The sequence below is a fragment of the Paenibacillus vandeheii genome (assembly GCF_030433635.1).
In the GTDB taxonomy this organism is placed as follows: domain Bacteria; phylum Bacillota; class Bacilli; order Paenibacillales; family Paenibacillaceae; genus Paenibacillus; species Paenibacillus vandeheii.
In genome coordinates, this window is record NZ_JAROCD010000008.1 from 256,766 (window position 1) to 280,668 (window position 23,903).

The window sequence follows — 23,903 nt, forward strand, 5'->3', positions numbered from 1 at the left end:
CATGCTGTGTAACTCGTCTGCATCATGTCTAACTGTAGCATGCGTTTGAATGAAATGATAGCGATTTCAAGTTCAGGATTTTACACATAAACATTCAAGCACAGACATGTACCGGAGTAGAATTGGATTTTATAATTGGACTTGTAAACGGATTCATTAAATGTCTCAGAGGGGGATTTGCATTGAAACTGCATAAAAGAAAAAAAGCAGCATCCATTGTTCTGGCCAGCCTGTTGTCCATTTCGCTGACCGCTTGCGGATCAGGAGGTACGGATTCTGGTACGTCTACGAGCAATGGCAGCAAGAACGCCAAGGTCACACTCGAACTGGCTATTTCCAAGAGCTCTCAGGATTCCGCGTTTATTCAGCAGGATGTTCTCGATGAGTTTGAAAAACAGACCAACATATCTGTCAATCTGCAGCTCATTCCGGCTGAGCAAACAACGACCGTGCTGCAAACCAAGCTGGCTGTAGACGAAACGCCCGATATCATTCAATACAATTTGGCCAGCGCGATTACGGACCTGAATCTTGAACGCAATTTCGAAATTCTGGATAACGAGTCCTGGGCCAGCAGAATTGTAAACAAGGATGTGCTCTCCGCTGCCGGCCATATCTACAGCTTCCATGTCAGTCAGGACACGGGCATGCAAGGAGTCGTGTACAACAAACAGATTTTTGCCGACCTGGGTCTGTCCATTCCGACAAGCTATGAACAGTTTCTGGCCATTTGTGAAAAAATCAAAGCCAGCGGCATCACTCCAGTATTCATGCCCTACAAAGATGCTTGGGCTGCGAACATCTGGCCTGCAGCAGCATTTGCCGATTTTGTAGCCAAAAATGATCCGACTTTTTTTGAGGAGCTCAACAGCAACAAGAAGAAATGGTCCGATATTCCCGAGTTTAAAACGTTTTTGGAGCAGCAATACGAAGTGTACACCAAGGGGTATACCAACACGGATGTGCTTAGCGACAGCTATGACATGGCCGTTGGCAAATTCCTGAACAAAGAAGTTGCGATGATGTTTATGGGAGACTGGCTAATCGAAGGCGTAGCACAGCAGGATCCAAGCATGGAACTCGGCGTATTCCCAATTCCGTCCTCCGATGATGCCAAACTGGGTGCAAGTCCGCTTGGAGGACAGCTGTTCATTCCAAAGAAAGCGAAGCATTTGCAGGAAGCCAAACAGTTTCTGGACTTTATCGCCTCCAAAGAGATCGCACAACAAATCGTCGATTCCAAAGGTTATGTATCCAATTTTAGCGACGTCACGACACCAGAGTTACCTGCATACAAACAGGATATCGTCGACAATTACATCCTCCCGAAGAAAACCGTGTTGACCACGGATGCTTACATGCTGGTAGATCGCAGCGAGTTATACAGGTTACTGCAGGATCAATTCGCTGGCGGTTTGACACCGGAGGAAGTATTGAAATCCTGGGATGAGAAGTTCAGTCAACTGATGCAGGATAAAGGCGTTTCCGGTTTCTAAGAAGTGAAATACAGGGGCAGCAGGTCATTCCTGAATGATGTGCTGCCTAGCCATAACGGAGCGTGAGACATGAAAAGGGCAAAAAATTTATATTCGTATTACATGGTATTTCCGGCACTACTTATTTACTCCATCTTTTTTGTTATCCCGGCTATTGCTGCTTTCTACTACTCCTTCACGGATTGGCGTCTGGATCGAATTGATCTGAAGTTTATCGGATGGGACAATTTCGAGAAAATTTTCTCGGACAAAACGCTTATCCTTGCGCTTAAAAATACGGCGATTTTTGCCGTTGTTACAGTTGCTGGCAAAAATATTATTGGCCTGCTGCTGGCCGTGGCCCTAAATATGAGATTAAAAACGAAGAACCTGCTGCGCGCGATTTTCTACTCCCCTTCCATACTGAGCATTCTTGTCATCAGCATCTTGTTCACACCCATGCTGCGCACGGAGGGTACGATCAATCGCGTGTTGGAGGCGGTTGGATTACATTCACTGAGTCAGGCCTGGTTGACCAATCCTTCCCTTGTCATCTGGACGATTGCCATCGTGTCCATCTGGCAAAGCGCCGGATTCCAAATGGCCATCTATCTGGCTGGTTTGCAATCTATTTCGCAGGAATATTATGAAGCGGCGACGATTGACGGCGCAAGCTCCTGGAAAAGTTTTTTCAAAATTACGCTGCCCCTATTGCTGCCAGCCATCAATATTAATCTGATGTTGACACTGATTGGCGGACTCAAAGTATTCTCGGAAGTCTATGTCATGACCGGCGGAGGTCCAGGCAACGCTTCACAGGTTGTGGGCACGATTATTCTCCGCTCCTTCGGGGAAGGAAATTGGGGACTTGGTACCGCAGTCAATACCCTTCTGTTTGTGGTTGTCACGATTATTGCTATACCGCTACTGATTTTCATGCGGCGTAAGGAGGTTACGGAATAACATGGGATATACACGCAAACTCGCTATTCGCAACTATATTGTTGAAGGATTTCTGCTCCTCGCCTCTTTACTCATTCTGCTGCCTCTGGTGATTCTGATTCTGGGTTCGTTCAAAACGAGCGCTGAAGTACTCAGCTTCTCCTTGAGCTTGCCGGATAAATGGCAGTTTTCAAACTATGTCCGGGTATTTGAAGAGGGTGGTCTGTCCAGGGCATTCCTGAACAGCATCTGGATTACGGGCATTTCTTCCATCATCAACATAGTCGCTTCATCTGCAGCTTCTTTCATTTTGGCACGCCGAGACACCAGAGTCTCAAACACAATATATATGTACTTTTTCATGGGACTGATTGCACCGATGTCCATCATTACAACGATTCGAGTCGTGCAGGGATTGGGCTTTTACGGCAGCATATCAAGTGTCATTCTAATTTACGCAGCACTAAATACCGCTTTCAGCGTATTTTTATATAGTGGATTTATCAAAACCATCCCGAAAGCGCTGGACGAGGTCGCGTTTCTGGAAGGCGCCAGTGTATTTGGGGTGTTCTTCCGTATCGTTACACCGCTTATCCTGCCCGTAAACGCAACAGTTGCGATCATGGTGTTTATGTCGGTATGGAATGATATCACGATTCCGGTATACTTCCTTACGAACAGTTCAACGTGGACGATGCCGCTTTCGATCTACAATTTCTACGGTAAATACAGCCGAGACTGGAATTTGATTTTTGCTAACCTTGTCCTGACTTCACTGCCTGTTTTTATCCTCTACCTGTTTGGACAGAAATATATCGTTAGCGGACTTACGGCAGGAGCAGTCAAAGGGTGAATATTTATTTATATAGAAATAACATTAGAGACGCTTTTGGGTTCATTCCCTAAAGCGTTTTTGTTCATGTTCTCTGATTTTCATCGATCTGTATTTAGCTGAAATTTTGCCTATTCGTTTAGTAAAATGCCTTTTTTTTGATTATATCCAGAAGTCCAAGCATACTAATAACCCTCGAATATACTATTCTATTCCATTGATTAGGAGGTAGATTCAATGACAACATTTCTTGATGCGAGAACATCGCAAAACGCAAGTTTGGCTAACTCGATTGCTATTCCGATCCTCGTAATTAACACGCCGCAATTGTTCGGCCAAATTGGTCTTCAGACAGCAGGTGCAGGTGCTAACCCCAGAGTTCAATTTAAGGGAACGGTTTCTGTACAATTGCCATTAGCTCTTGTCGGCGTAACGATTACTATTGTAAGAGGTACCTTGTCTACTGACCCTGTCATATACTCAGCAACTTCCACATTTAGTTTGAGTATTTTGGCGCCTCAAGTTATCACGTTCTCTGCGGATGATTTCAATCCGCCAATTACCCCTCAATTGACATACTCTGCATTCGTAAGCTCCAACTTGTTGGGTACGGTCCGTGTAGGTCCTGAGAACTTTGATGGATTCGTCGTTTCAGATTAATAAAATTGCTCGTTCCTTTAGCTCTTTCTTTCAGTCTGTTTCACCATAAAAGAAGAAAATCCAATCGCCATGTTATGAGCGATTGGATTTTCTTCTCTTTTTTTAGCTTAAACAGCTTAAATTGTGCTCGTGTCAATTACGAATCTGTATTTCACATCTGATACCAACACTCGCTTGTAAGCTTCATCAATTTGGTCGGCTGAGATGACTTCGATCATAGGAACGATACTGTGTTCTGCACAGAAATCCAGCATTTCCTGAGTCTCACGAATGCCCCCGATCAATGAGCCTGCGAACGAACGACGGTGTCCGATGAGGGACATCACGTTTACAGACAACGGCTCCCCAGGAGCACCCACGTTCACCAGAGTACCATCCAGAGTAAGCAGTGAGAAGTAAGCATTGATGTCGATATTCGCACTTACAGTGTTAATAATCAGGTCAAAATACCCGGCAAGTTTTTCGAAAGTTTCCGGTTCGTTTGTCGCGAAATAATGATCTGCCCCGAATTGCAAGCCATCATCCTTTTTCTTCAAAGATTGTGACAGTACAGTTACTTCTGCACCCATGGCATGTGCAATTTTGACAGCCATATGACCAAGACCGCCCATACCCACAATCGCTACTTTTTTACCTGGTCCAGCTCCCCAACGATTTAGCGGCGAGTATGTTGTAATACCTGCGCAAAGCAGTGGTGCAGCGACATCAAGCTCGATATTGTCAGGAATCCGGACGATGAAGTCCTCTGTTACGACAATGTGAGTGGAGTACCCACCTTGTGTGGGTTCGCCATACTTGTCAACGCCCGCGTAGGTAGGAATATTTCCTTTGAGACAGTACTGCTCTTCACCCTGGCGGCAGTTTTCACATTCTCCACAAGAGTCAACCATACATCCGACCCCTACTCGGTCACCAACCTTATACTTTGAAACTTCGGCCCCTACGTCTGTGACAAATCCTGCGATCTCATGTCCAGGAACGAGCGGATAGTTTACGGGTCCCCATTCGCCGTGAGCAGTATGAATGTCAGAGTGGCATATGCCTGCATATTTAATTTCGATCAGGACATCGTGCAAATCAAGATCACGTCGTTTAATCTCGGCTGCTCGGAACAATTGGTCCGGACCGTCAACAGCTCGTGCTTTAGCAGTTATCATCATTAAATCCTCCTAAGATTGTCATATTCATTCTTCCAAGAGAGTCACGCTCATAGGGTACAAGTCATGACTTAGCTTTTGAATTCCATTGAATTCAGCCCTGCTTTTTCTCCTGCAATACAATCTTAATCCCTCTAGTTAACTCTAGGTCAAATGTCATTAGAAACTTTGACATCCCACATACAGCATGATAGAATCTCCGAAAGATCCTAGAGTTAGATCGAAGTGTATACTAGTAAGAAAAGGGGAAAATGAATGTCATATTCGATTAGCGAAGTTGCTAAAGAATTGAATCTAACCGTATATACCTTGCGTTACTACGACAAGGAAGGACTCATGCCTTTTGTTGAACGAACCCCTGGCGGAGCACGAAACTTTAAAGAATCCGACATCGATTTCTTAAAGATCATTCAATGTCTGAAATCTACCGGAATGCCGATTAAGGATATCAAGGATTTTATAGCATGGTGCTCCGAGGGAGACTCCACCTTACAGGAGCGATATGACATGTTCACAGAACGCAAGGCTAGTGTTGAAGCACAAATGGAAGAGCTTAGAAAGACGATGGAAGTGATTGAACATAAGCGTGATTACTACAGGACTGCCCTTAATGCTGGAACGGAAGAGATTCATAAAAATCATAGAATGGGAAACTTCATCGCCAATTGATTGAATTATGCTCAACATAATAAAGAAACCTAAACGTCTTCAGGCGTTTAGGCTCTTTATTGATCAATCCACTTCTGTGTACGTTTTCTTTTTAATAACCCATATCCTTTAATATTTTGGATAATGTGCGTAAACGCTCACCAATCATTTCATCGTCATCACTAAGCGCTTGGCTGAACAGCTTAATGTCTTCATTAATTCTCTCATTGTCCGTACAGATCTCCACAGACATCGCATCTCCTTGCAGGCCAACCCGATCAATGACAGGCTGCTCTGGGTCATACAAATGCTCATATCTATAGGCCTCGCGAAAATGTTCCAGGGACCGACAAATGAGGATGGACAAATCAAGCACGCGATGGAGAGGCAGTTCCTCGGATTGTCTTGACCATTTTTCTCCGGTATACCTCCATACCTTGGCTGAAATATCAACCTTTCCTCTGTCGTTCCATTGAGCCAATCCCAGGGAAAGACCCTTTGCGTCGGTATTCCCAGCCATTCGGCCGTCAACCTTCTCATAATTATCCGACACGATAACCGGTTTATGTTTTAACGTTGTAGGTATTTTCAAATTTATTCCCTCATTCCGTCTACTTATTTACTAATTTACTAAACGACGGTTTCATCTTATCTTGATTTTCACCGTTAGTCAAACCTCATTAACTGCATCATCCTTTAATCCTTAGGAGGTCTATTATAGCCTTTGTCTCCATAGGGCTGTAACTTCTGGAGCCAAGACTTCAGGAGCTGCTTTTGTTCCCAGCGTATATCCGTCACTTTATCGATATCTTTCTGCTCCAGAACCTCATAAGTGAATGCATCTTCTCCAAATTCTCTCCATTCTTTTTGCAGCTGGGGATTTGCAAATCTCCCTTGATCCAGCTGCATTTGCAGAGTAAACCATTTGTTTTTCAAGTTGGGATAGCTGTCAATATAGATTTTACCGTTTATTTTGTTTTTGATTTGGGCTACGCCCATATAAGTCTTGATCTGCTTGTATTCCTCCAGCAGCTCTTTGCGCTTATTCATATCCATGTCGCTCTCTCCTTTTCCTTGACAATAGGGAGCAGTAACAGTGCTCCGATAACCACAAAAACTCCACTCGTCATAAATACACTAAACAGGGAGAAGGTGTCCTTGATATATCCGGAGATAAACATGCCAATTACCATCATTCCCATAAAAATCGGCATGATCGCTCCGGATACCCGGCCCATAAATGCCCCCTCCGTGTTTCGTACAAGAAGCGTCTGAATTCCACCTTGGATACAAGGAAAGAACAGACCACTGATCACGAGCAGAACAATAGTCAGCCAAACTTGCTTAGACGCACCCATTCCGACAGTACAGACAGCATTAACCAGTAAACCAACCAAAAGCAATAATTGTGGCTTTACTTTTTTAGAGATTGCGATGATTGCAGCACCACCAACCAACATGGCCCCCCCATTAGCCATCACCAGCCATTGCAAGAAAGGTTTATCCCGTCCCAAATTCTCAATGACAAGGAAAATTTGAAGCGGCTGAGTCAATCCTGATGCTAATCCGACTGCCGAGAAGGTTAATCCCAGTGTTCTCAAGGATTTATTGGCCCCAATATAGCGCAGTCCGTCGGTCATCTCTTTGACGAAGTTGCCAGTATTCCCTGACCTAGCTTCCTCTACATCCCGGGGAAGAGAGGATAATACAAGCGAGGATCCCAGAAACATAGCTGCCGTCAGGATCAGGGATACGTTAATGCCAAACTTAATAAAAATAAAGGTACCAATCACCGGTCCAAGCACCATGAAGACAGCGACAAGCGTTTGGGACATCGCCATAACACCCTGCAATTGTTCGGCTGGTACATGCTGTTTATACAGTTTCATCGCCGAAGGCTGAGAAAATTGCGATAAGCTGGCAGAAACAAATGATCCGATCAGAAGTGCAATCCATCCGCCATTCATAACTGCAAGCAGTACAGCCCCGACAGACAAGCCGGATAACACATCGCTCCAGACCATGGTTCTCTTCGGCCTCCATCGGTCGGCAAAGGTCCCGCCAATCAGGCCAAATATAAAGATCGGTGCAAATTCCGCAACCGAAATCAGTGATATATCAACCGGATTGTTATGTGTCAATTCGGAAACATAAAGAAGTACAGCATAATTCCGAATCCATATTCCCAGTTGTAGCAGCACCCTGGAAAGGATAATGGTTCGGACATATCGATTCGCAAACATTTTCAATACCCCTTATCCTTTAAGATTTTTACTACTACCGTGTGCAGCCGCTCCCTATTTATTTCATCATTCTGCAAGGCCAGAACTGAATAATGATCCCCTCCTATCCACAAACTTTAGATTTACTAATTTACTAAATTACTAAATTACTAATTTACTAATTTACTAAATCACGGCTTCATTTTATACTGGATCACTTCCTTCGTCAACCGTTTTCTTTAATTCCATCTTTCCACTTCCTGTTTTGAACAGAGAGTGTGCTTTAGGAAACGCTATTTGCTCAGCTCATTCTTACCGTAATTTCCGGGTAAACAATTGATCCGTAAAAACAAAAAAGCCGCTAGAATAGCGACTTTCATACTGAACATGTATGATTATGTTGGGTTCACTCAATGAAAAGACACAATCGTGGATCAAAGAGCAGACTTCAGGATCTACTAATGTGTACTTGGAATACTGTAATCCAGTTTAGGAGAAACTGCTTCTTCCGGCTTCAATTGAATGGATCGTTGGCACACCACTGTAATAACAAAGGCTGATAAAGCGAGCACCACAGCTACAGGAGGCACCCACTCTACACCACCCAAATCGACGGCAAGACCCCCGACTCCAGAGCCAAGCGCGATACCCACGTTTGCCGCTACGGGCAGCAAGGTGGAAGCAAACGGTCTAGAATTTGGCGCTATCGCTCCGGAGACATCGAACAAATAGAGTTGAGAAGCCGCGCTCATGGAGGATGACAGGCAACCGATCAGGAACAGAAACGCCAAGCCCAGCCATAGATGAGATACGGTGAAACTCAGCCCCAAAAAGATAGCGGCTTGAATAACGAAAAGCCATTTGAGCTTGGGTAAGAAATCTCCCTTTGCTATTTTGGCCCCAATCCAGTTACTCAGTATGCTGCAGGCACCATAGATAAGGAGTACAGCACTAATCCAACCTGCGGGTATGCCCATGGACTGTCCCAGCAACGGAGTGATATACGTAAAGATCACAAAAATACAACTGTTTCCAAGGACCGGAATCAAACAGGCCAGTAGTATGCGAGGCTTCATAAATAGAGCCATCTGGTCACTGAATGAACCGGCAATGGTCATCGTTTGTCGTGGAAGAATACGGAACATGAATATGAATGGCATCACACCGATGCAGGCCGTAACAACAAACGTCATGGACCAGTTCAGATGCTGTCCGATGAAGGTGCCGAGCGGGACGCCAAGCACATTGGCGATGGAAAATCCACCCAGTATCCAAGCAATTGCTTCCCCTCTTCGTTCCCGGTTGACTGCGTCGCTTGCAATTGAAATCGAAAGCGATATCGTAAGTCCGCAAGCAACAGCCGAGACGATCCGAATAATCATCAGGGAAAAGAATGTTGTTGAGAAGATGGTTAATACGTTTAAGGCAAGCACGACTGCAAATCCAATTAAAATGGAGTTTCTTCGAGGAATTTTGGCCAAGAATGCAACGGCAAACGGTGTTCCAATCGCATAGGCAATAGCGAAGCCGGATACGAGCGCACCTGCGGCAGCCAGCGATACTTTCATATAGGTTTCGATTTCCTTCAATACGCCCACAATCACGTATTCGGTGGTTCCCAATACAAAGCTAACTAATGTAAGTGTTAAAATAAGTAAATTTTCTCTTTTTCTAGTCATGCATAAGCCCTCACAATTCTCTCTAATGTTGCAAGCGTTTCATTTTCTTAAACTAGAATCCATTCCTATCAAATTTTGCTTCCACATCCCTTCCGATCGATATATAGTACATATTATTAATAGTGAAATTGTACTGTCAGACATGCCAAGCGACAATAAAGGTTGTTGTGGTCTTCTTCCAAAACATTATGTATGTTGTCATTTCACCACTGAATCTTGAAGGGAAGACATTAATGAATACACGCCATGAATCCGAACTAATGTATGAAGATCAAGATTGCATTATTATTTATGTTGGGAAGTTGGCAGACAACCCCCATTGGAGTTTTCCAACCCATAAGCATGACGATGTGCATGAGATTATTTACGTGAATGACGGCCGTGGCTCGTTCACGATTGATGGCATCAAGCACTCAGCCCAAAAGGGAGATCTTCTTGTATATAACAAAGGAACACTTCACGAGGAAAAATCGGATCCCGAATTCCCTTTATCCACCTTCTATTGCGGCTTTCGTTTCAAAGAGGGTACTCGCGCCAACAGCGATTGGGTTGTTCCTCCCGGCAGTGAACCAGTTGTTCGTGCCAACCGTTATTCGGAAGAGATCCGTTCGTTAATGCAGACCATGTTCAATGAATTTTCAATCCGGGAAGACGGATACGTCTCTATTTCCCATCATCTGCTGCATGCCGTTCTGTTGATTATCGATCGGATGTCGCACCATCAGCGCACAGCAAGTGAGATCGTGCCGAGCAATACCCTCGCCGAAAGCATCAAAGACTATCTGGATACGAACTACCGGCAGCATATTAAGCTGAAGGACTTGGCTGATCAATTCCATATCGATTTCTACTATTTAATTCATATGTATAAGAGCTGCTACGGTACCTCCCCCTATCATTACCTCATTCAACGAAGAATGGGAGAAGCGACCCGATTGTTGGTTTCTACCAAGAAAAAAATATGGGAAATCTCCAAGTTGGTCGGGTACGAGAACCCAAACTACTTTACGATTCTTTTTACCAAAACGGTTGGTGAGTCTCCGAGAAGTTTCCGCAAGAAAAATCAAAAGGACATGTTCGGAGACCCTTTCAACTAAAAAAACAGGTAGCCATTGGGCTACCTGTCCTGTCTTACATTTAGAAGAGAAGACGATATTCCTGTTTACTGGAAAGTCCTTGTAGTTGTCGCTCATGTTTTATAATAAAAGCGCTTCGTTAGGAGCTTCGTCTGGTTCAACGTGAACATGAACAGTGTACACATCATGTTCTCTTAACAATTCGTCTTCTACATTTGTTGAAATATCATGAGCCTTCTGAAGATCCAGATCCGATCGTACAAGAATGACAACATCTACAACAGCATTATTACCGTAACTACGAGCTCTTAAATCTTTAACTGCCTCTACCCCGTCAATATTGGCAATCGTTTTTCTGTATACCTTGATGAGTTCTTCGTCAAACCCATCCGTAAGATGGTGTGTAGCTTCCCGAAAAATGTCCCAAGCAGTTTTACATATTAAAAAGCCCACCGCTACAGCTGTTAATGGGTCGAGCCATGGCAGGCCAAATTGGGAACCGATGATGCCGATAACTGTTCCTATACTAACCCAGGCATCCGAAATATTGTCTTTTGCAGCTGCCATAACCGCTTGGCTCTTGATCTTTAAAGCAAGTCTTTTATTATATCGGTAAACCAGATACATCACTCCGGCACAGAAAATGCCTGTCCATGCTGCGAAGATGTCCGGAGATTCGCTTTTCCCCTGGAATACGGATGTGATAGCTTCGTATAACACTTGTAAACCTACTACCATCATGATAAAAGAAGCAACCAGTGAGGCAACGGTCTCCGCTTTCCAATGTCCATATGTATGATCTTTATCAGCCGGACGTTGAGCAAGTCTCAGACCGATAAGAACCGCGATTGAAGCTATAATATCGGTAGCATTGTTTAACCCATCCGCTTTCAAAGCTTCGGAATTAGACATATAACCGATGACCATTTTAATTGCAGTCAGACAAATATAAGCAATAATACTGATGATTGCTCCCTTTTCTCCCAGTTTTAAGTTGTCGTACTTTATTTGCTCCACTAACATAATCCCCCTGATTCCAACTGTTTTCTAGCACTTTACGATGGTATCATCACGATATTGTGTGGGTCTAGAGAAACGTTTTGAACCAAGTAAAACAATGTCTGTACAACGAAAGAGTTTGACCCCGGCCAAAAAAAGTTGTAATAAGTAAACTTACTTCAGGAATTGTGATCTCTGCCATATTGCTTGACTCTGGTATCGTACCAGGGTTTATCGTGAATGTAGCGCAAATATGGCTTTTACAAATTAGGAGTGGTTCAGTTGATGTTGCAAAAACAGTTTGACCAAGTGTTTGAAATTATGAAGAAGTCGTTTCCCGAAGCTGAATATCGGGAATATTCAGAACAGAAGAAGCTGCTGTCCAATTCATGCTATCACCTTCTCACAGAAGAGAATGAGCATAATGAAGTGATTGGCTTTCTCGCAGGCTGGGAGTTCGAGTCGTTCAGATACGTCGAGCATGTCGCTGTTTCCCCGAACATTCGTGGAGGCGGCATAGGCAAGCGCTTAATGGAGCGTTTCATGAAGAAGTCCGCCAAGCCGGTTATATTGGAAGTCGAATTGCCAGTAGATGAGCTGAAGCAGAGAAGGATCGGATTTTATGAGCGCCTGGGATTCTACTTGGGAGATCATTCTTATGTGCAACCGCCTCTTCGTGCTGTAAGGCAGCAAAACTTGTCATTACAGATCATGAGTTATCCAGCAAAGTTGACCTCGACACAATTTGAAATGGTGAGAAAATTGCTGTATAAGGAAGTGTATGGCGCGCCTCCAACTTACGCGCATGCATATAATAGCTAAGTGCAAATGAGGATAAAACGATGAAAAATGATTATAAAATCAATGAGATTTCGAAGCTTTACGGAATAGGTGTTGACGCACTTCGTTATTACGAAAAATTAGGGCTGCTGCAGCCCCGGCGAGACGGAAATGGGTATCGGCTTTACAGCCTTCAGGATATGTATAAACTGAATATCATCCGGGACCTGCGTCAGTTGGATTTCACTATGCAACAGATCAAAGCGTATTTGGATCAGCAAAGTGTCGAAAATACGCTTGAATTGTTATTCACCGAACAGGAGCTGATTAAGGAACAAATCGCCAAGCTCGAAACTACGCAGCGTATTATCCAGGGCAGAATCAAGGTGTTGACTGACGCAAGCAGCATTCAGACGGGGGGTTACTCTATCAAAACGTATCCTGATCGGCCTTGTCTGCAGCTCAATACACGTATAACGCGGGAAGAGGAGATGGATTATGCCATTAAAAAACTGCATCAAAAGCATAATAGTCACATTCCAGACTTCGGCAACCAATTGTACGGTGCATCCGTGTCACTTGAGGAATTAAAGCATGGTGTACGGGATGTTTTCAACTCCGTTTTCTTTATCTTTAGTCCTGACGATTCCAGCAAAATTGAATATGATTATTTCCTGCCAGCTGGCGATTACCTGTCATTATTTTATCGGGGTAACTACCGTCAAAGTCATGAAAAAATGCTTGAGGTCGTTGCATATGCCAACGAAAATGGGTTCCTTTTAAAGGGTGATCCGTTTGAAATTTATGAAATTGATAATCGGGATACGATCATTACCGAGCAATTTCTGACTGAAATACAGTTACGGATTGCCAAGGAATAAGAACTCCACAGGGAATAGAAGTTATTGATTCGGCTTGAGACAATAGCTTCTATTCCCAAAACAAAAAAGCCGCTATATTAGCGACTTCTATGTATATTTAGGAATTAATGAATATCTTTCTTTTTGAAATTTCCACCCTTAACTTCGGCTACATCATAAACTACAACAAAAGCATTGGGATCAATTTCGTGAATGATATCCTTGATCTTGCTTTCTTCCATACGGTTGATTACACAAGTGATTTCTTTGAATTGTTCATTGGAGTAACCCCCGTAAGCATCGGTATAGGTTGCTCCACGACCTAAACGGTCGCGAATCGTTTCGACCATGATCTCAGGTTGGTTGGTAATAATTTTAAAGGTTTTGGATCCGCTCAAACCTTCTTCAACAATATGAATCACTTTGGAAGCAATGTAATAAGCAAGTGCGGACAGAATAGCCCCTTGAAGACCAAATACGGTTGAAACGACAATAAAGACAAACATGTTCAGGAATAAGATTAGATCACTGGTTCCAAAAGGTACTTTTCGTGAAAGCAGGACAGCCAACATATCGATTCCATCCAATGCCCCGCCATTACGCAACGCCAAACCCATACCAAAACCGATGATAATACCACCCACGACGGTAATTAACAATGTATCCCCTTGAATAATCGTTGGTACATGGTGCATAAGGCTTGTACCCACGGCTAACGAGGCAATGCCGATGATGGAATAAATAGCAAAGCTTTTACCGATCTGTTTATAGCCTAACCAGACAAATGGAATGTTGATGATACCAATCAGCATCCCTAACGGTAAACCAAACAGTTGTGAGCCTACGATACTCAGACCTGTCACACCACCGTCTGATACATTATTTGGAATTAATATGGCTTCCAGACCATATGAGGTAATAAAAGCCCCGATCATAATCAGCAATACTTTGGAGATGATTTTCAATTTGTTTGATTTTTGCACGTTCCTTTGATTCATTCCTTTTCCCCCTTGGACAATTAACCGATAGAAAATAGTCTATAATAATTATCACTATTTTGGCAAATTAATATGCTTGGGTATTTTAAATTCAACACAACAAATGCGCTTTGGGGAGAAACCCTCACGCAGGATTAGGCTGCTGCCTTAAAGTTTTGTTTAATTCGGTTTATATCATGCTGTTTTACATTTCGAAAGCTTCTTTCACCTTATTTACCAAGAAAGTCGAGAAGAAACTTTGCAACAAAAAAACCGGATTCCTCATAAAGCGGAATCCGGTTTGTGTATTCTATTGTTTCCTGACAGAAGCGCCTGATAGGTGAAACAGTACTATCGGAGAAACACAATATGAAGTAAGATATTAATTATTTATGCCAATCTCATTTTGAAATCCTGATAGCCGAACTCGCGAACAACTTCGCAATCGCCATCTTTTCTTTTCACGGCAATGGCTGGCAACGGCATGCCGTTAAATGTATTGGTTTTGACCATGGAGTAGATCGCCATGTCTTCAAATACCAATCTGTCACCCGTTTTGAGTGGTTGGTCAAATGAATAATCGCCGATTACATCACCCGACAGGCAAGTTTGCCCACCCAAACGATACAGGTGAGGTTTCTCCCCCGCTTCTCCCGAACCGATAAGCGGCGGGCGATACGGCATTTCCAGCACGTCCGGCATGTGACATGTGGCCGAGGTATCCAGAATGGCAATGTCCATACCGTTCTTGTGGAAATCGAGCACAGAAGTAACCAGGAAGCCAGCGTTTAGAGCAACTGCTTCGCCCGGCTCCAGATATACTTCCAAACCATATTTCTCCTGCATGCGTTTGATGCAAGCTTCCAGTCTTGGGATGTCGTAATCTTCGCGTGTGATGTGATGCCCACCGCCGAAGTTGATCCATTCCATTTGTGGCAGCCATTGTCCAAACTTCTCTTCTACCGCATTCAGCGTCGTTTCCAGATCGTCTGAATTTTGCTGACACAATGTATGGAAATGCAGTCCAGAGACACCTTCCAGCAGCTCTGCGCGGAAATCCTCTTGTTTGGCACCAAAACGGGAACCAGGAGCACATGGGTCATAAATCTCATGCCCCTCCTGGGTCGAGCATTCAGGGTTAATACGCAGGCCCACTTTGCGCCCAGCCTGAAGTGCCTTGCCTTTAAATTTCTCCAGTTGGGAGAATGAATTGAAAATAATATGATCGGAAATCGAAAGAATTTCATCGATCTCATCTTCACGATAGGCTGGGGCAAAGACATGGTTCTCTTTGCCCATCTCTTCATGACCCAAGCGGGCTTCATACAGCCCGCTTGCCGTTGCACCGCTCAGGTATTCTCCAATGAGCGGATACATCGTGGTCATCGAAAATGCTTTCTGAGCCAGAACGATTTTGGCTCCTGTACGTTGCATGACACCGTTCAGAATTTTGAGATTTCTCTCGATAAGGCCTTCGTCAACAACAAAGCATGGCGTCGGTAATTGCTCAAACCGCATCTTAACGTACGAGCTCCGATTCTTTGGCTTCTTCTGGCAGTTCGTCAACGAGTACCGGGTTGAAATCTTCAACCCATGGGAGTCCCCATTTGTTCAACTCTTCCATGAATGGATCTGGGTTGAACTCTTCAACGTTGTATACGCCTGGTTTGTTCCATTTGCCAGTCATCACCATCGCTGCACCAATCATAGCTGGAACGCCTGTTGTGTAAGAAATAGCTTGGGAACCGACTTCTTTGAAGCATTCTTGGTGATCACAGATGTTGTACACGTAGTACGTTTTGTCTTGGCCGTCTTTTTTACCTTTGAAAATGCAGCCGATGTTCGTTTTGCCCACAGTACGCGGTCCAAGGGACGCCGGATCTGGCAGTACCGCCTTCAGGAATTGCAGCGGAATGATTTGTTTGCCTTCGTACTCGATCGGTTCGATTGATGTCATGCCCACATTTTCAAGTGCTTTCAAGTGTGTAAGGTAGCTTTGACCAAATGTCATGAAGAAACGGATACGTTTCAGACCAGGCATGTTTTTAGCCAAGGACTCCAGTTCTTCATGATAAAGCAGGTACATGTCTTTCTCGCCAACTTCTTTGAAGTCATAGACACGTTTAATTTCCATTGGTTGAGTTTCGATCCATTCGCCTTTTTCCCAATATCTTCCGTTAGCCGAAACTTCGCGGATGTTGATTTCAGGGTTGAAGTTGGTTGCGAACGGATAGCCGTGATCCCCGCCGTTGCAGTCCAAAATGTCAATATACTCAATTTCGTCAAAGTAATGCTTCAGGGCATACGCAGAGAATACACCCGTAACACCTGGGTCAAATCCACTGCCGAGCAGAGCTGTAATTCCGGCTTTTTCAAAACGCTCTTTGTAATCCCATTGCCATTTGTATTCAAATTTCGCCGTATCTTCCGGCTCATAGTTAGCTGTATCCATGTAATTTGTTTTCGTTGCAAGGCAAGCATCCATGATTGTCAGGTCTTGGTAAGGCAATGCCAGGTTCATGACGATATCCGGTTTAACTTCGTTGATGAGGGCAATCAGTTCGTCAACGTTGTCAGCATCCACTTGAGCTGTTGTAATTTTTGTTTTACCGCCGTCCAGCTTGGCTTTAAGGTCGTCACATTTGGATTTCGTGCGACTTGCGATGCAGATTTCCTCGAATACTTCGCTGTTTTGAACGCATTTATGAACTGCTACTGAAGCTACGCCGCCGGCGCCGATGATTAGTGCTTTTCCCATTTTCCATTCTCCTAACCCAATATGAATTTTTTTTAAAATTAACTTTATTATTTTTCTCATTTTTCACTTTTCGCCCGTTTTGAACCAACAAAAAAAGCAAGGTGAAAAATGCCACAATCGCGCATCATCACACTTGCTTGTCGATATACATCATAAAAAAGACGCAAAGTCTCCATAACTAAAAAAGTTCAAAAGAACTCCTCCAGCGGAAAGCTTCTTCATGTATATCAATATCAGATCAGAGTCTATATAGCAAATAATTCGCCTTTACCACTCTTATTGACCGTTTCACAAGTTGATGTGCAGGTGCACTGGTTGTAAAGTAACCAACTTATAAAATTTGAGCTTTTAACTCAATCAATAAGGCAACATAAGTTGCCAATCGGCGTTTGACCCGGCTGTCCGTATGGCCTTAACTTCCTTTTTCGGGGAGTGGTCAAAAATTATCTGCTGGAAAGACCTGATTTATGTTGATATATCTGCTTTCCAAAATCACAGGTCTTACGATATCAGATACATTGAAAAAAATCAAGGGATCACTAAAAATTATTTATTTCATCATTTTGGAACTCGCGTTCCACTCGTATCCCACAACAGGTTTTCTCTGCTATACAACGTCTACGGCGACCGGCAGCTCTGGGATAACCGCACACGTACGATGTGATAACAGTGTAAACGTGTGCAAGTGTATTTTTTTGTATGGCGAATGTTAAATCTGCGATGAAGTACACTCTTTCATTTGCATCAGTGCATATCTTGCTCTTTACACTCCAGATACTCCGATCATTTGCCACTCAATCATCTTCATTTCATAAAAATAGCCTTTTCGCTCCATTAACTCCGCATAGGGGCCTGCCTCCACTACCCTTCCCTGTTCCATGACCACAATCCGATCCATCTCTTCCAGACCCGTAAGGCGATGACAGATCATTAGAAGCGTATCCTCTGCCGCTTGTGCATAAAGGTGTTTCATCACACGTTCTTCTGTAACATAATCCAGTGAGGAAGTAGGTTCGTCGAGAAGCCATAACCGTCCCTTGCGAAGCATGGCCCGTGCCAGAGCCAGCCTCTGCTTCTCGCCGTCCGACAGGTTTTCCCCTTTTTCATAGACTACATCGGTCAAAGATGAGCTTGGCAGCTGCACTTGAGCCAGCACATCCAACAATTGTTCGTCCGAATGTTCCTCATCATTCAACAGCAGGTTATCCCGGATCGTTCCCCGGAAGAAATGACTTTGCTGCAACACGACATTAGCCGATTGCCAAATGCTCGTCTCATCCAGTTCCTCCACCGAAATGTTGTTTAATCGGATCTCCCCAGTCGTGGGTGTTCGCAGTTTAAGCAGTAATTCAATAATCGTTGATTTTCCTGACCCACTTGGTCCGACAATTGCCGTTTTGGAGCCCGGTAAAATATGCAGCGAAATGTCCTTTAGTGCCGGTCTCCACTCCCCTTCATATTGAAACGTAACACTGGAGAGCTCAAGCGATACCGCCTGATTACCAGATAACGCGCCGTCGGGCTGCGCAGACTCAGACTGTACATCAGAGGTCTGTATGGTTTCCGTCAGTCTTTTCGCAGCGTGTTCGCTATCCTGCTTATAATAGGGTAATGTAGCCATTGCTGCAGCTTCTTCGAAAACGGTTAGTGAGGCCATAACCAGCATTGCAAGAAACACGCCAGCTAGCGCTCCGTCAATAATAAGATAGGCTCCAAGCGTCAGCACACCCCAAGAAATAAGAAACGTAACCAATGCGTGCATGGATTGCCCGCGCAGCAAGTGTCCGGCAGCCCGTTGCTGCTGAACCGTCAACGCAGCAGAAGCCTGCTGAAGCTGTTGCTCCCGCTGTGCCAGTTGTCCGTACACTTTCAAATCCCGAAATCCATACAATACTTCAGTGACTTCCGTGGAAAGCAGCGCCCGTTGCTCGCGAACACGTCCATGTATTTTCCGCTGCCCAAGCAAAACCACTCCCGGTACAACCAATGCCGTTGTGAGCATGCCTAATACAAACAGACCCGCAATCCAGAATGAAAAGGCTGAAGTAAACAACACCGTAGCCAAAAAGACCATGACCACAATGATCGGTGGATAAGCAACACGCAAAAAATAATGCTGTAGACTCTCCACATCCCCAACGATTCGGGCAAGCAGATCCCCGCTTCGCTTTTTGTTCAATATACCCGGCGTTAAAGGGATGAGTCGGGCAAAGAAGGATGTACGCAAACGGCTAAGCATGGAGAACGTTGCCCTGTGGGAATACAAGCGCTCCCCGTAACGACTCGCCGCCCGAAGCAGGCCAAGCAGCTTGACCATTGAGGTGAGTACAATTAAGGTGTAGAGCGGTGGAGCAAAGACCGTTTGCGAAATCAGATACCCACTCGCGGAAAAGAGGGCCACTCCTGCTATACCGGCAATAAACCCAGCTACAATCGAAAAGATAATATCCTTTCGCTCCTGAATCAGTGCTTTGGATAAAATCGCTAGCTCGTTCATGCTAAGCCCCCTTTTCGTTGAACATCAATCATCTCGGCATACGGAGGCAGGCGCTTCAGAAGCTCTTCATGGCTTCCTGTATCCACTAACACACCCTGATCCATAAACAATATGCGATCGGCATGTTGAATGGTATATAGCCGATGAGCCACCGTAATCATCGTCGCCCTTTTTGCCAATGCGCCAATGGAGCGTTGCAGGATCTGCTCTGTGTGCAGATCCAGACCCACCGTGGGTTCATCAAACAATATGATGGAAGGCCGCTTCAAAAAAGCACGTGCCAAGGCAAGCCGCTGTTTTTCCCCACCAGACAGACCTCGGCCACCTTCACCAACCAAAGTGTCAAAACCCTGCTCCAATTGTGCAGCCACTGCGGCAAGCCCCGCATCCTCTGCCGCCTGCTCGATTTCAGTCCTGGACACGTTCCGACCCGCACCAATCGCAATGTTCTCCGCAAATGTACCTGCAAAAATATACGGATGCTGTGTAATGTAGCTGACCTGTTCGAACCATGCAGTCTCATTATAATTGGATAGCGGTTGTCCATTGACCAGAACCTCCCCTGATGCTGGTTTCAGCAAACCCGCAATGAGATGAAGTAACGTTGTTTTTCCTGAGCCGCTTTTGCCGACAATGGCAATATGTTCTCCCGGCTCAAGCTGGACCCGGCCAGTTTCCAGTTCGAATGACTCAGGCGCGTATCGGAATCGGAGATGGTTTAATATCATGGATGGTGGCATGGAACTGTCATTGGAAACGTCCATTTGCAATGTCCCTATCCCGTTCTCCCTTTCCATCCGATCCATGCTTTCGACCTCGTCGATTCCATCGGATGTACCTAATCCTTCTTTGCCATCTACCGATTTGCTCACTCCAGCCGTTGTCTCGAGCATCTGCTCTACCTTACGAACCGCTCCCATACTTGTTCGCCCGCTATGAAAGGCGGTTCCCGTATTTTTCAACAAACTGTAAAATTCGGGAACGAGCAGCAACACGAGAAACGCGGTGTGGAACGACATCGATTTGAATACAAGCAGCTGGATTGCCAGTTCGAGAGCAACGATACCGATACTTAGCATGACGATCGATTCCAGCATAAAGGTATTTGTAAACGCAATCCGCAAAATGCCCATCGTAGCATCACGATAATCCAAACTGCTGCGTTCAATTTTCTTCTGCTGGCGATGTGCCCGTCCGAATATCTTCAACGTAACTAACCCTTGAAGAGAATCCAGGAATGTACCGGAGAACTCGGCCAGCTGCGCATATTTTTCCTCTGATTTGTTTTTCGTTTTTAGTCCCACCAAAATCATGAACAAGGGAATAAACGGGGCCGTAAACAGCATAATGAAACCTGAGTTGGCATGCTGCATAAACGTTACCACCAAAATCAGAATCGGAATGATGGCAGCCTCCATCATACGCGGCATATACAGACTGAAATAACTGTCAGCCTCATCCACAGCATCTAGAGCAACACTGACCTTTCCCCCTGTTTGTCCACGAAGGGTTGATGGCATCGACGCATGGGTCAAATTTTGCAGCACGGCTGCCCGCATATTCGTTTTGGCACTGGCAGCCATATGCAAACCAACCTTCCCGTTCCCATAAGACAACCCTGTGCGTACGACCATGGCAGCTAGAAGCAACCCGAGCAGCATGACGACCGACGAGAGGGAAGCTTTCTCCACGAAAATACGTTGAACTGCTTCAGCAAGCAGTGCTGCCTGACTCACAATGGCTATACCGAGTGCGAGTGAAATAACAGCCATAAGCACGAGACGTTTTCGCTGGCCAGACATTTGTTGAGCAAGCAGACTTGTTTTCCTCTTCATGCAAACGCTCCTCCTTTCTATGAATGCTTATGAGGCAGGCTACTCTCTCACTTTGCATAAATAAATTCACTCTATTTTTTTCCCTTTACATAGTCCGCATCAAACAGAAAAAGTCTGAAGACCAGGAGCAGAGAAGGAATCAACATACACATGCCACCGATAAACACAACAACCAGTGCAAAGCCCATCGCTGGTGAGGTGACGCTGTTTTGAATCGTAATGTACGGATCAAGGATATAAGGATATTGACCAATTCCGTAAGCGAAAAAGGCACAGAAAAATTGCAGCATGATACATATAAACGCTAATCCGTAACGGCGTCCGTTGTATAACAGCCACATCGCAATCATGAAAAATGCAACGGAAAGCGCAAGCAGCCACCATAAATCCATCATATTTTGAAAATGTCGCTCATTGTGCTGTCCCAAATATATAAATGCAGTCAGTGCGATAATAATCGTCGGTGTACTCCAGAACAGGGCATAGTTCCGCACCAGCTTCAACGCAGAGTGATCCTCTGCCCGAGATGCATAAAAGGCCAAAAATGAGCTGCTTATGAACAAAACGGACACTATCGCCAGTCCAACGATGCTCCATGATAACGGATTGGTAAACAGCGTCCAGTAATCCAGAGAAACTGTCGAACCCTCCTTCACGATAAAGCCGCCTTCAGACAGTGTTAGCGCCACTGACAACGAAGCAGGAATAAGCAGACCTGACGCCCCGTATAGAAACAGATACACGATATTAGTTTTGGAGCCATAGTTCTCAAAGGCATAAAACGAACCACGAATGGCGAGCAAAATGACCGCAATGCTTCCCGGTACGAGCAGTGCTGATCCGTAATAATAAGCCGTGTCCGGAAAGAATCCAACGATGCCAATATAGAAAAAAACAAAAAATACATTCGTAATCTCCCATACCGGGGATAAATAACGGGAGATCAGACGATTAATCAGGTGATCCTGTTTCGTCAAGCGTGCATAAAAGGCAAAGAAGCCCGCCCCGAAATCAATGGAGGCTACAATTAGATAGCCATACAAGAACAGCCAGAGCACCGAGATGCCAATCAGCTCGTAACTCATCATGCCTTTTCACCCTTTTCTGTAGTCGGATTGCTCTTCTCCTTTTCCTTCATCCATTTCTCCATCTCGACTTCTGCCGGATTATTGTTGAACAAACGTCTTAGCACGAGAACACACATGACTCCCAGAACGATATATAGAAGCAGGAAGAAGAAAAAGATTATTCTTATGTTGGGTGATGAAGTGGCGGCTTCCTCTACACGCATATATCCCCGGATAATCCACGGCTGTCGTCCAAGTTCTGCATAGAACCAGCCCAGCTCAACCCCGAGAAATGCCATTGGCGCTCCCAGGGCAATGATTCCAAGCAGCCACTTGTTCAGTTCATTGCGCTTTTTCCAGAACACAAACAGGAAATACAGAACCGAGATCGCCAGCAGAGTAAATCCGATTCCAGCCATCAAATCAAACAGGTAGTGAACGAGCAGCGGCGGCCATTCGTCCTTCGGAAACTCCTCCAGTCCGGTTACCTCGGCATTAAAGTCACTAAAGGCCAGGAAGCTGAGCAATTTCGGCATGTGAAGAGCTCCTATTATTTCATGCTCTGCATTCAGCCAGCCTAATAAAATCAAATCCGCGCCGCTTTCCGTCTCAAAATGCCATTCTGCCGCTGCTAGCTTCTCCGGCTGATGCTCTGCCAGGAACTTGGCGGACACATCTCCCGCTAACGTGTTCAGCAAGCCAAACAGCAGCACCACCGCCATCATAAGGTTCAAGGCTTTTTTGTGGTATGCGGATACCCCTGTTCTCAGCATTGCAAAGGCTGCAATTCCGGCTAACAGGGCAGCTCCTGTCAGATAGGCCGAGCTTAATACATGGAACACCTTGGAGAACGTCGCCGTATTCAGCATCGCCTGTATCGGGTCAACCGCTGTGAATTGGCCTGCCTCCATGACAAAGCCCCCAGGCTGGTTCATGAAGCCGTTCACCGTCGTAATAAAGACGGCAGACATACCTGCCCCGGCAACAATCGGAATCGTCAGCAGCCAGTGAATGTACGGATTTTTGAATCGATCCCACGTATACAAATAAATGCCCAGGAAGATGGCTTCAAAAAAGAACGCGAACACTTCCATAAATAGCGGAAGTGCAATGACATTCCCCGCCAATTTCATGAAATTCGGCCATACCAGGGCCAGTTGCAGTGATATCGCTGTGCCGGTCACAACACCTACCGCCACAGAAATGACAAACCCTCGTGACCACCTCTTAGCCATTAGTGTGTAGTGAGGATCTTTTTTGCGGATCCCCATGAACTCTGCAATAGCGATCATTAGGGGCACACCGACTCCAAGTGTCGCAAAAATAACGTGGAACCCTAGCGTCATGCCTGTCACCAGCTTGCTCCACATCACCGTATCAATTGCCATTCTTTACTGCCTCCTTTCAAACTCTGTTCGATTTTTGCAATGATTTGATGC

21 protein-coding genes are annotated in these 23,903 nt (G+C 44.9%); 8 read left to right on the top strand and 13 right to left on the bottom strand.

Going from position 1 to position 23,903, the window contains the following annotated elements:
- Positions 1 to 182: 182 nt before the first annotated feature.
- From P5G61_RS17755 to P5G61_RS17770, 4 genes are all read left to right on the top strand, one after another.
- Entirely contained in the window at positions 183 to 1,496 is a 1,314-nt protein-coding gene (locus P5G61_RS17755) for an ABC transporter substrate-binding protein (RefSeq protein WP_079349158.1), read from the top strand.
- Between the two features lie 69 nt (positions 1,497 to 1,565).
- Complete coding sequence (locus P5G61_RS17760; protein ID WP_024633185.1) at positions 1,566 to 2,438, top strand: carbohydrate ABC transporter permease; 873 nt, start codon at positions 1,566 to 1,568, stop codon at positions 2,436 to 2,438.
- Between the two features lies 1 nt (position 2,439).
- Complete coding sequence (locus P5G61_RS17765; protein ID WP_079349160.1) at positions 2,440 to 3,270, top strand: carbohydrate ABC transporter permease; 831 nt, start codon at positions 2,440 to 2,442, stop codon at positions 3,268 to 3,270.
- 216 nt (positions 3,271 to 3,486) lie between these two features.
- Entirely contained in the window at positions 3,487 to 3,909 is a 423-nt protein-coding gene (locus P5G61_RS17770; RefSeq protein ID WP_301247733.1) for a hypothetical protein, read from the top strand.
- A 116-nt stretch (positions 3,910 to 4,025) separates the two neighbouring features.
- Here P5G61_RS17770 and P5G61_RS17775 read toward each other — a convergent pair whose 3' ends face one another.
- A complete protein-coding gene (locus P5G61_RS17775) occupies positions 4,026 to 5,066 on the bottom strand; it encodes an NAD(P)-dependent alcohol dehydrogenase (protein ID WP_301247734.1) in 1,041 nt (346 codons plus the stop codon).
- 255 nt (positions 5,067 to 5,321) lie between these two features.
- Between P5G61_RS17775 and P5G61_RS17780 the strand changes: the two genes are divergently transcribed.
- Positions 5,322 to 5,735: a MerR family transcriptional regulator gene (locus tag P5G61_RS17780; RefSeq protein WP_024634064.1), complete on the top strand. Its 414-nt coding sequence runs from the start codon at positions 5,322 to 5,324 to the stop codon at positions 5,733 to 5,735.
- 91 nt (positions 5,736 to 5,826) lie between these two features.
- Here the strand turns inward: P5G61_RS17780 and P5G61_RS17785 are convergent, their stop codons facing one another.
- From P5G61_RS17785 to P5G61_RS17800, 4 genes are all read right to left on the bottom strand, one after another.
- A complete protein-coding gene (locus tag P5G61_RS17785; protein ID WP_024634065.1) occupies positions 5,827 to 6,306 on the bottom strand; it encodes a DUF6530 family protein in 480 nt (159 codons plus the stop codon).
- Between the two features lie 104 nt (positions 6,307 to 6,410).
- Positions 6,411 to 6,770 (bottom strand): GIY-YIG nuclease family protein, encoded by a 360-nt coding sequence (locus tag P5G61_RS17790; protein ID WP_285075279.1) that lies wholly within the window; start codon positions 6,768 to 6,770, stop codon positions 6,411 to 6,413.
- On the bottom strand, positions 6,761 to 7,957 hold the full coding sequence (locus tag P5G61_RS17795; RefSeq protein ID WP_301247735.1) for an MFS transporter: 1,197 nt from the start codon (positions 7,955 to 7,957) through the stop codon (positions 6,761 to 6,763). Before P5G61_RS17795 ends, P5G61_RS17790 begins: the two co-directional genes overlap by 10 nt.
- A gap of 437 nt (positions 7,958 to 8,394) precedes the next feature.
- Positions 8,395 to 9,615: an MFS transporter gene (locus tag P5G61_RS17800; protein ID WP_301247736.1), complete on the bottom strand. Its 1,221-nt coding sequence runs from the start codon at positions 9,613 to 9,615 to the stop codon at positions 8,395 to 8,397.
- 233 nt (positions 9,616 to 9,848) lie between these two features.
- Here P5G61_RS17800 and P5G61_RS17805 point away from each other — a divergent pair, with 233 nt between their 5' ends.
- Entirely contained in the window at positions 9,849 to 10,712 is an 864-nt protein-coding gene (locus P5G61_RS17805; RefSeq protein WP_301247737.1) for a helix-turn-helix domain-containing protein, read from the top strand.
- Positions 10,713 to 10,811: 99 nt separating this feature from the next.
- Here P5G61_RS17805 and P5G61_RS17810 read toward each other — a convergent pair whose 3' ends face one another.
- Positions 10,812 to 11,708, bottom strand: coding sequence for a cation diffusion facilitator family transporter (locus P5G61_RS17810; RefSeq protein ID WP_301247815.1), 897 nt, complete (start codon positions 11,706 to 11,708; stop codon positions 10,812 to 10,814).
- Positions 11,709 to 11,975: 267 nt separating this feature from the next.
- Here P5G61_RS17810 and P5G61_RS17815 point away from each other — a divergent pair, with 267 nt between their 5' ends.
- Both P5G61_RS17815 and P5G61_RS17820 read left to right on the top strand, forming a co-directional pair.
- Complete coding sequence (locus P5G61_RS17815) at positions 11,976 to 12,512, top strand: GNAT family N-acetyltransferase (protein ID WP_301247738.1); 537 nt, start codon at positions 11,976 to 11,978, stop codon at positions 12,510 to 12,512.
- 20 nt (positions 12,513 to 12,532) lie between these two features.
- On the top strand, positions 12,533 to 13,351 hold the full coding sequence (locus tag P5G61_RS17820) for a MerR family transcriptional regulator (protein ID WP_301247739.1): 819 nt from the start codon (positions 12,533 to 12,535) through the stop codon (positions 13,349 to 13,351).
- A gap of 104 nt (positions 13,352 to 13,455) precedes the next feature.
- Here P5G61_RS17820 and P5G61_RS17825 read toward each other — a convergent pair whose 3' ends face one another.
- The 7 genes from P5G61_RS17825 to P5G61_RS17855 all read right to left on the bottom strand — a co-directional run bounded on the left by P5G61_RS17825 (position 13,456) and on the right by P5G61_RS17855 (position 23,852).
- Positions 13,456 to 14,328, bottom strand: coding sequence for a YitT family protein (locus tag P5G61_RS17825; protein WP_301247740.1), 873 nt, complete (start codon positions 14,326 to 14,328; stop codon positions 13,456 to 13,458).
- 369 nt (positions 14,329 to 14,697) lie between these two features.
- A complete protein-coding gene (nspC, locus tag P5G61_RS17830; RefSeq protein ID WP_024634076.1) occupies positions 14,698 to 15,825 on the bottom strand; it encodes a carboxynorspermidine decarboxylase in 1,128 nt (375 codons plus the stop codon).
- 1 nt (position 15,826) lies between these two features.
- Positions 15,827 to 17,065, bottom strand: coding sequence for a saccharopine dehydrogenase family protein (locus P5G61_RS17835; RefSeq protein WP_301247741.1), 1,239 nt, complete (start codon positions 17,063 to 17,065; stop codon positions 15,827 to 15,829).
- A gap of 763 nt (positions 17,066 to 17,828) precedes the next feature.
- The gene (gene cydC / locus P5G61_RS17840; protein ID WP_301247742.1) at positions 17,829 to 19,562 is read right to left on the bottom strand and encodes a thiol reductant ABC exporter subunit CydC; all 1,734 of its coding nucleotides are present in this window, start codon (positions 19,560 to 19,562) and stop codon (positions 17,829 to 17,831) included.
- Positions 19,559 to 21,397 carry a thiol reductant ABC exporter subunit CydD gene (gene cydD, locus P5G61_RS17845; protein WP_301247743.1) on the bottom strand — a complete coding sequence of 613 codons (1,839 nt, stop codon included), beginning with the start codon at positions 21,395 to 21,397 and terminating at the stop codon, positions 19,559 to 19,561. The genes cydC and cydD overlap by 4 nt, the downstream gene beginning before the upstream one ends.
- 71 nt (positions 21,398 to 21,468) lie before the next feature.
- On the bottom strand, positions 21,469 to 22,485 hold the full coding sequence (locus P5G61_RS17850) for a cytochrome d ubiquinol oxidase subunit II (RefSeq protein ID WP_079349178.1): 1,017 nt from the start codon (positions 22,483 to 22,485) through the stop codon (positions 21,469 to 21,471).
- The gene (locus tag P5G61_RS17855; protein WP_301247744.1) at positions 22,482 to 23,852 is read right to left on the bottom strand and encodes a cytochrome ubiquinol oxidase subunit I; all 1,371 of its coding nucleotides are present in this window, start codon (positions 23,850 to 23,852) and stop codon (positions 22,482 to 22,484) included. The genes P5G61_RS17850 and P5G61_RS17855 overlap by 4 nt, the downstream gene beginning before the upstream one ends.
- Positions 23,853 to 23,903 lie beyond the last annotated feature (51 nt).